General features: G+C 69.6%; 4 protein-coding genes. All 4 read right to left on the minus strand.

The features are described from left to right. On the minus strand, positions 1-605 hold a 605-nt coding region (locus tag x551_RS17340; protein WP_011828639.1), incomplete at its 3' end, for a DUF1415 domain-containing protein. 55 nt (positions 606-660) lie between these two features. Next, complete coding sequence (locus x551_RS17345; RefSeq protein WP_036232653.1) at positions 661-2016, minus strand: TolC family outer membrane protein; 1356 nt, start codon at positions 2014-2016, stop codon at positions 661-663. 33 nt (positions 2017-2049) lie between these two features. After that, complete coding sequence (locus x551_RS17350; protein WP_011828641.1) at positions 2050-2703, minus strand: protein-L-isoaspartate O-methyltransferase; 654 nt, start codon at positions 2701-2703, stop codon at positions 2050-2052. Positions 2704-2764: 61 nt separating this feature from the next. Then, a complete protein-coding gene (locus x551_RS17355; protein ID WP_036232656.1) occupies positions 2765-5974 on the minus strand; it encodes an efflux RND transporter permease subunit in 3210 nt (1069 codons plus the stop codon). Positions 5975-6085: the final 111 nt, after the last annotated feature.

A 6085-nucleotide genomic window follows, 5' to 3' on the forward strand; every position in this document is an offset into this window, starting at 1 on the left:
CAGCGCGTGTCGGGCGCGTCGCGGGCATCGCGGGCGTCGCGCTCGATGTCGGCCTGCAGCGCCGCCCAGCCCTCGCGGCCGAGTCCGCGCAGCGTGCGGATGTTGGCCTCGTAGATGGACTCGGCCTCGGGGAAGGCCGCCACGGCACGGTCGATGCTGGCCTCGCGCAGCAGGTGCAGCGTCGGGTAGGGTGCACGGTTGCTGGCGTTCTCGGCATCGTCGGGCGCGGTGCCGGCGAACTGGTAGTCCGGATGGAAGCTCGCCACTTGCAGCACGCCCTCGAAACCCAGGCGCTCGATCGCGGCATCGACCCGGTCGAGGAAGTCGTTGTAGTCGAGAAAATCGCCCAGCACCTGCGGATGCATCAGCAGCGTGGTGTCGACCTCCGCCGGGTCGGCCTCGGCCAGCGCGCGCAGTTCGCGGCACAGCTCGTCGAGCAGGCGCTCGGGCTCGGCGGCCTCGCTGACGACATAGCGCACCTGGCCCTTGGCCTCCACCGCCTTGGCGAAGGGGCAGAGGTTCAGGCCGATCACCGCATGCCTCAGCCACGCCCGGGTGCGGGCGATCACGAGCGCGGCGTCGACGGGCGGCGGCGGGGGCGACATGGGCTGGGCGTTCCGTGCGGCCGCGTGCGATGGCGCGCGGCCCTGCCGGCGAGTCTCAGGGCGCGAGCAGCCGGTTGACGCTGCCCACGTCGTCGGGCTTGAGCGTGCCCGCCGCCTGGCGCAGCAGCAGGTTGCCCAGCACCACGTCGTAGCGGGCGCGCGCCAGGTCGCGCTGGGTGGTGTAGAGCTGCGTCTGCGCGTTCAGCACGTCGAGGTTGACGCGCACGCCGACCTTGTAGCCGAGCTGGGTGGCCTCGAGCGCGAGCTTGTTGGAGGCCTCGGCGGCTTCGAGGGCCTTCACCGTGGCCAGGCCCGACTGGACGGTGAAGTAGGCCTGGCGCGTGCCCTGGGTGACGCTGCGGCGCGCGAACTCCAGGTCGTTGCGCGACTTCTCCTCCAGCGACAGCGTTTCCTTCACGCGGTTCTGGATCGAGTAGCCGGCGAACAGGGGCAGGTTCAGCTCCACGCCGATCTGCGCGCTGGTGGTGCTGCCGCTCAGACCGCTGCCGGCGGTGCGGCCGGTGTTGCGGTTGCGGCCGACGCCGCCCACGAGGTCGACTGTCGGCAGGTGGCCGGCACGCGCCTTCTCGGTCTCGAGCTGCGCCACCTCGTAGGCCAGCTGGGCCTTGCGCACGCTGGGCGACTGGCCCGCCTGCGTCACCCAGTCCTCCACGTTGGCCGGCAGCACCTCGGGCAGCTGCACCGGGACCGTCAGCGGCCGCGGTTCGACGTCGGTGCGCCCGACGAGCTGGTCGAGTGCGATGCGCCGTACGCGCAGGTCGTTCTCGGCGGCGATCTCCTGCGCGGTGGCGAGGTCGTAGCGGGCCTGCGCTTCGCGCGTGTCGGTGATGGTTGCGGTGCCGACCTCGAAATTGCGCTTCGCCGAGGCCAGCTGCTCGGCGATGGCGGTCTTGTTGGCGCGTGTCGTCGCCAGCGTGTCCTGTGCCGCCAGCACGTCGAAGTAGGCCTGGCTCAGCCGCACCACCAGGTCCTGCTCGGCGCTCTCGAGGTCGGCCATCGACACCGCATAGCTCTTCTCGGCCTGATCGATCGTGCTGCTGTTGCTGCGGTTGAACAGCGGTTGCAGCGCCGAGATCTGCGCGCCGGTGCTGGTGCCGCTCGCGCTGCCGGCCGATGTGTCGGTCTCGCTGCGGGTGGTGCTCGCCGACAGGGCCACGCTCGGGCGGTTGAGCGCCTTCACCTGCTCGTAGCGGAACTGTGCCGAATCGGCCAGCGCGCGGGCCGCCAGGTAGCTGGCGTCGTAGCCGCGTGCGGCGTCGTACAGCGACTGCAGGCTCTGAGCCTGCGCCACCGCGGCGGCACCGAGCAGCAGACCAGCCGTCAGCGCCCGGGCCAGGCGGTGCCGCCGCGGCAGCGGCGACGGCGGGCAGTGCGAGGAGCGCTGGGGCATGGGGATCTTTCTGCAGGGACCCGGCACGCGGGATCAGAAACTGAAGGAGGAGGGTTCGCCGAAGCCGTCGAGTCGCGGCGCAAGCGTGTCGAACAGCTCCACGCTGTGGAAGCCGCCGCCCTCGGTGCGGGTCACGAGCACGGCGCGCATCACCGGATCCCGGCCGACGATGGCGGCGAGTCGCCCGCCCACCTTGAGCTGGTCGAGCAGGCCGCGCGGGATCTCGGCCACCGAGCCCGACAGCGCGATCACGTCGAACGGGCCGTCGGTTGCCGTGGCGCGCGAACCGTCGGCCTCGCGCACCTCGACGTTGACGACCGCCGCGCGCTGCAGGTTGATGCGGGCCTGCAGCGCCAGCGCGGGGCGGATCTCGAGGCTGAGCACTTCACGGGCCTTGTGGCCAAGCAGCGCGGCCATGAAGCCCGACCCCGTGCCGACCTCGAGCACGCGCTCGTGCTTGTGCACCGCCAGCTCCTGCAGCAGGCGGGCCTCGACCTTGGGCGACAGCATGAACTGCCCCTCGGCCAGTGGCAGCTCCATGTCGGTGAAGGCCAGGGCGCGGTAGGCCGACGGCACGAACTCCTCGCGGCGTACCACGGCCAGCAGCGACAGCACCGAGGAGTCCAGCACATCCCAGGGGCGGATCTGCTGTTCGATCATGTTGAAGCGGGCTTGTTCGATGTTCATGAGGCTCTCGCGGAAGGGGGTTTGCAAGGCGGCGAATTCTATTTCGGGGGTGGAATCGGTCTCACGACAGGGCGTCCGCTTGTGCGGTACCACCCGGCGCCGGCCGGTGCGGGTGCCAGCGGCGACGCGCCCAGCTGGCCAGGTCGTCAAGGTAGCAGTAGATCACCGGCACCACCACCAGCGTCAGCAGCGACGAGGTGATCACGCCGCCGATCACGGCCTGGCCCATCGGCGCGCGTTGCTCCGAACCCTCGCTGAGCGCAAAGGCCAGCGGCACCATGCCGAAGATCATGGCCAGCGTGGTCATCAGGATCGGCCGCAGGCGCACCTGCGCGGCGTGCAGCAGGGCGTCCTCGCGGCCCATCGGGGCGTGCTCCCCGGCGGCGCCGTGCGTGCCCTCGCGCGAGCGGATCGCGAAGTCGACCAGCAGGATGGCGTTCTTGGTGACCAGGCCCATCAGCATCACGATGCCGATGATGCTGAACATGTTGAGCGTGGAGCGGAACGCCAGCAGCGCCAGCACCACGCCGATCAGCGTGAGCGGCAGCGAACTCATCAACGCCAGCGGCTGCAGGAAGCTCCGGAACTGGCTGGCGAGGATCATGTAGATGAAGACGACGGCCAGTGCCAACGCACCGATCGCATAGCTGAACGACTCCTGCATGTTCTTGGTCGAGCCGCCGAAGCTGTAGCGGTAGCCAGGCGGCCAGGCCACGCTGTCGAGCAGCTTGCGGATGTCCGCCGACACATCACCCGAGCTGCGGCCGAAGGCGTTGGCGTCGATGTTGATCTCGCGATTGAGGTCACGGCGGTTGATCTGGTTCGGGCCGGTCGACGGGCTCACCTCGGCCACCTGCGACAGTCGCACGATGCGCGGCGTGCCGTCGGCCGCGGCCGTCACGTTGAGCGGCAGCCGCGCCAGGTCGGCCAGCGAGTGGCGGCTCTCGGGCGCGAGGCGCACGTTCACGTCGTAGTTCTCGCCGTCCGGCGCGCGCCAGTTGCCCACCGTGGTGCCCGCCACGAGCGTGCGCAGGCTGCCGGCGAGCGCGTCGACGTTGAGCCCTGCGTCGGCCGCGGCGTCGCGCTTCACCTCGATCGACACCGTGGGCTTGTCGGGCTTGAGCGTGCTGTCCAGATCCACCAGGCCGGGGATGTCTCGCAGCTTCGCGGTGATCAGCGCGGACAGGCGCGCCAGCTCGGAGAGATCGGGGCCCTGGATCGAGAACTGCAGGCTCTTGCCGCCGCCCAGGTCGGTCTGGCCGATGTTGGTGACCGTGATGCCGGGGATGCCGGCAAGGCGTTCGCGCAGCGGCACCGCCAGTTGCGCCACGTCGCGTTCGCGATCCTTGCGGTCGACCAGCCGCACGTAGACAGCGCCGTAGATCTTGCCGAGCGCCTGGCCGCTGTTGATGGTGGTGACGGTGTAGCGCACCTCGGGCATCTCGCGCAGCACCTGATCGATCTGCTTCGCGCGCTGCTCGGTGAGTTCGATCGACGAGCCGACCGGCGTGTAGAAGTTGAGCTGGGTCTCCGAGAAGTCGGCCTTGGGCACGAACTCGGCGCCGAGCAGCGGGATGACGAAGAAGCTGCCCGCGAAGGTGGCAGCGGCCAGGCCCAGCGTCGCGAGCCGGTGCGCGAGCGACCAGCGCAGGATGCGCTGGTAGCCGTTCGACAACCGGCCGGTGAAACGGTCGAACGCGCCGGTGACGCGACCGATGGTCCGGTCGTACAACGTGAGCGGCGCACCGCGGTGGATGCCGTGAGCCTGCGGGTCGTTCCACACGCTCGACAGCATGGGGTCGAGCGTGAAGCTCACGAACATCGAGATCAGGACCGCCGCGACGATGGTGAGCCCGAACTCGTGGAAGAACTTGCCCACGATGCCGCCCATGAATCCGATCGGCAGGAACACCGCGACGATGCTCAGCGTGGTGGCCAGCACTGCGAGGCCGATCTCCTGGGTGCCGTCGAGTGCGGCCTGGTGCGGGCTCTTGCCCATCTGCACGTGGCGCACGATGTTCTCGCGCACGACGATCGCGTCGTCGATCAGCAAGCCCACGCACAGGCTCAGCGCCATCATCGTGATGGTGTTGATGGTGAAGCCGAACGCGTACATGAACAGGAAGGTGCCGATCAGCGCGATCGGCAGCGTCAGGCCGGTGATGACGGTGGAGCGCCAGGAGTTGAGGAACAGGAACACGATCAGGATCGTCAGCGCCGCGCCCTCGATCAGCGTGCGCTTGACGTTCGCCACCGACACGCGGATCGAGCGCGAGTTGTCGCGGTTGATCTCGGTGCGGATGCCCGGCGGCGTCACGTCGCGGGCGTTCTCCAGTGCGCGCTGCAGCCCGTCGACCACGGCGATGGTGTTCTCACCCTGAGATTTCTGCACCGACAGCAGCACGGTGCGCTGGCCGTTGTAGAGCGCCAGCGTCTCCAGCTCCTGCGGACCGTCCACCACGTCGGCCAGCTGGCGCAGCCGGATCGGCGCGCCAGCGCTCAGGTTGTTGCCGGCGGCACCCTTGCGCGCGACTACGATGTCGCGGAAATCCTCCGGCGTCTTCATGCGCGCGTTGATCTGCACCACGCGCTCCTGCTCGCGCGAGCGGATCGCGCCCATCGGCAGCTCCTGGTTCTCGCTCTTCACCGCGGCCAGCACCTGCTCCACGCTGACGCCCAGCGCTTCCATCGCCGCGGGCCGCAGGTAGATGTTGATCTCACGCTCCAGCCCGCCGATCAGCGATACCGCGCCGACGCCGCGCACGTTCTCCAGGCGCTTCTGCAGCACCTGGGTGGCCCACGTGGTGAGCTCCTGGGTGCTGCGCCGGCCGTCCTCGGACAGCACGGCGACGTTGAAGACCGGCTGGCTGGCCGGGTCGAAGCGCGAGACGCGCGGCTCCTCGACCTCCTCGCGCAGCAGCGGGCGGACCAGCGCGACCTTCTCGCGCACGTCCTCGGCGGCCTTGCGGCCGTCGACGTCGAGGTTGAACTCGATGATGACGATCGAGCTGCCCTCGTAGGAGCGCGAGTACAGCGAGTTGATGCCGGCGACGGTGTTGACCGCCTCCTCGACCTTCTTCGTCACCTCGCTCTCGACGATCTCGGGCGAGGCGCCGGGGTAGTCGAACTGCACCACGACGGTGGGAAAGTCGATGTTGGGGAACTGGTCGACCGACAGCCGCTGGTAGCTGAACAGGCCCAGCACGACGAAGGCGAGCATCACCATCGTGGCCATCACCGGGTTGGCGATCGAGACGCGGGTGAACCACATGGGGCGGTCGCTGTCCTGCGTTTCAGCGCGTCGTGGTGGCGCCCGAAGAGGCCGACGCGGTGGCCGGCGCGGGCGCCTCGCCGGGCGCTGGCAGCCGCACCCGGGTGCCCT

This window comes from Methylibium sp. T29 (genome assembly GCF_000576205.1).
Classification (GTDB): Bacteria; Pseudomonadota; Gammaproteobacteria; order Burkholderiales; family Burkholderiaceae_C; genus Methylibium; species Methylibium petroleiphilum.

Bases quoted from the DNA above. Each gene is read 5' to 3' on its own strand.
- x551_RS17355 (WP_036232656.1), bottom strand. From the start codon at position 5,974: ATGTGGTTCACCCGCGTCTCGATCGCCAACCCGGTGATGGCCACGATG.
- x551_RS17345 (WP_036232653.1), bottom strand. From the start codon at position 2,016: ATGCCCCAGCGCTCCTCGCACTGCCCGCCGTCGCCGCTGCCGCGGCGG.
- x551_RS17350 (WP_011828641.1), bottom strand. From the start codon at position 2,703: ATGAACATCGAACAAGCCCGCTTCAACATGATCGAACAGCAGATCCGC.